The following is a 2,764-nucleotide window of genomic DNA, read 5'->3' on the forward strand; positions in this document are numbered from 1 at the left end:
CGCCAGATGCACGGCAGCGGAGAGGCCGGTAAAGCCGCCGCCGACGCCAGATGCACGGCAGCGGAGAGGCCGGTAAAGCCGCCGCCGATAATGACGACGTCGGCGTTACGCGATCCATCCAGCGCCGGATATTCGGTACGGTCATCGACCGCGGTCTCGTACCAGGAAATGCCAGGGGAAATGGGGGATTGGTAGGGCATATTATTGTGCAATCCGATCAGGAAATACTGGCGCTGCGTTTATCTCTCCCCTTGGAGAGAAAGCGATTTCAGCATCTTAGCTCTTGCTAAGTGCTAGAAATCGCCAGAGAGGGGATTTGCCTACGGAATTATCCCCTCTCTTGGGTTTTCTAAGGAATTAGCAAAGCAGCTAAATCCAAGAAAACCCTATCTCCCCCACAAGGGGGGAGATAAGCGGCATCACACATTCAGCAGCAAAAACTCGCGTTCCCATGGGCTGATGACCTCCATGAAGGTCTCGAACTCGGCGCGTTTGATTGCGGCGTAGGTGATTGCGAAGGATTCGCCGAGCATGGCCACCAGTTCTCTGTCCTGCTCGAACAGGATTGTCGCCTCGATCAACCCGCGCGGCAATTCGATCAGATTGTCGTTGACGGTCGTGGAGGCAGGCTCGTCCGGCTCGATCTTGTTGTTCATGCCGATCAGGCCGCAGGCGAGCGATGCCGCCAGTGCCAGATACGGGTTGGCGTCGGAGGAGGGGATACGGTTTTCCACACGCCGCGCCGCAGGGTCCGAGCGCGGTACGCGAAATGCCGTGGTACGGTTGTCATAGCCCCATTTGACATTGACGGGCGCAGAGGCGGCCGGTGTCAGCCGCCGGTACGAGTTCACATAGGGCGCAAACATCACCAGCGAGGCCGGGACATGCTTCTGCATGCCGCCAATAAAATGCCGGAACGCCGGGCTTTCCGTTCCATCCGGATTGGAGAAAACATTGCGCCCGGTTTTCTTGTCGATGATCGATTGGTGGATATGCATCGCGGAACCCGGCTGGCCCTGTATAGGTTTCGCCATGAACGTCGCATACATGTCGTGCTTCAATGCGGCTTCCCTGATCGTGCGTTTGAACAGGAACACCTGATCGGCAAGCTCGATCGGATCGCCGTGCCGCAAATTGATTTCCAGCTGCGCCGCGCCTTCCTCATGGATCAGCGTATCGATCTCGAGGCCCTGACTTTCGGAGAAATGATAGATGTCGTCGATGAGTTCGTCGAACTCGTTGACGCCGGCGATGGAATACCCTTGTCCGCCGCCGATCGCCCGGCCAGAGCGTCCGACGGGCGGGGTCAGGGGATAGTCCGGATCGGGGTTTTTCTTGACGAGGTAGAATTCAATTTCCGGCGCGACGACCGCCTTCAGGCCCTTCCTCGCATAAGCGGCCATGACGCGCTTCAAGACATTGCGCGGGGTAAATTCCACGGCTTCCCCGTCTTTGTTGACGAGATCACAAATGACCTGGGCTGTCGGATCGCTTTCCCACGGTACTTCCGAAAGCGTGGACAGATCCGGCATCAGTTTCAGATCGCCGTCATCTTCAGGATAGGAGAAGCCATGGCCGTCTTCCGGATAGGAACCCGAGATTGTCGCCATGAATACGGCGGAAGGCAATGCCAGCGAGGTATTGGATGTGAATTTCTTCGACGGCATCATTTTGCCGCGCGCCACACCGGCTTGGTCCGGGGTAATGCATTCGATGTCCTCGATATCCCGCCAGGCCAGCCACTCGGAAGCTTCGCGCCAGTTCTTAACACCGCGCGTGGCTTTGACATAGGCGGGCGTACGCCGCCGGGTCCGCGCGGGCTTTTTTTCAGGGGTTTCGGAAGGCATCAATCACCAGAATTCGTTGCGATGGCAAAATGATAGAACAAAATATGACGGGATGGGAGGCGGGGACGAGAAAATTGTCGGTCCACTCGTTTCCAGGGGTTATCGGGCGAGATTTATCCCGAGAAGCCGCTTGTATTCGTTCTCGGCTACGCCGTAGAAACCATTGGCCTCGATCATGAGTCCGGTACGATCGATGATGGTTATCTGTCCTCGCTTTGCCCGGATCAACCGTTTGTCTTCGAGGACATGCAAGGTTTCCGTCGCCCATGGCCGCCGCACTCCAAGCATGACCGACAGGAATTCGTGCGTCAGCATAATTTCTGGACCGTGGGTGCGGTCATGCACCATCAGGAGCCAGCGAGCCATTCTGGATGAGACGTCCGCCTGACTATTCGCCAATACGGTCGAGGCTGTCTGGATGATCATGGTTTGGACATAGAGGAGCAGGTAGTTGCGCAGTGGAGTGCTTGTTTCCATAGCGCGTTGAAGATGCACGGTAGCGATACTGTAACCGACACCAGCTACTTGGATGTAACTGTCGTGCGGCGATTGCATCCCGCCGAGAACGACTGAGAAACCCGTCATCCCGTCATTGCCGGACACGCCCACTTCGATGTCGCGGCCACTGGGCATTTTTGAGACGATCGAGGCAAGGCCCGTTTCAAGAAAGTACACCTCGCTGACGGGCGTTTGCGATTTCTCGATCACGTGCCTCAGCGGCAACTCCATTGCTTCGAGATGCGGTGCCAGCAATTCAAAATCGCTCGCATGCATATGCCTGAGAAGCTTGTTCTCAAACGCAAATTGTGAAGCTGACATTCTGTTCCCTTCCCGCGGGAACAGAGAACCCTGCGTGATGAAATGCTATAAGTATCTAAATAAAAAAATGACACAATACATTGTCCGCCAATGGACAA

Annotated in this window: 2 protein-coding genes and 1 pseudogene; all 3 read right to left on the reverse strand. The window is 56.1% G+C overall.

Translation table 11 applies throughout. From position 1 onward, the window contains the following. Nucleotides 1–200, reverse strand: a pseudogene (locus ACXJ5O_RS23705) (hypothetical protein); the annotation flags it as partial. Between the two features lie 219 nt (nucleotides 201–419). Next, the gene (locus tag ACXJ5O_RS23710; protein WP_112526085.1) at nucleotides 420–1,847 is read right to left on the reverse strand and encodes a glutamine synthetase family protein; all 1,428 of its coding nucleotides are present in this window, start codon (nucleotides 1,845–1,847) and stop codon (nucleotides 420–422) included. A 99-nt stretch (nucleotides 1,848–1,946) separates the two neighbouring features. Continuing rightward, a complete protein-coding gene (locus ACXJ5O_RS23715; RefSeq protein WP_457302045.1) occupies nucleotides 1,947–2,666 on the reverse strand; it encodes a Crp/Fnr family transcriptional regulator in 720 nt (239 codons plus the stop codon). Nucleotides 2,667–2,764 lie beyond the last annotated feature (98 nt).

This window comes from Phyllobacterium sp. P5_D12 (assembly GCF_054049495.1).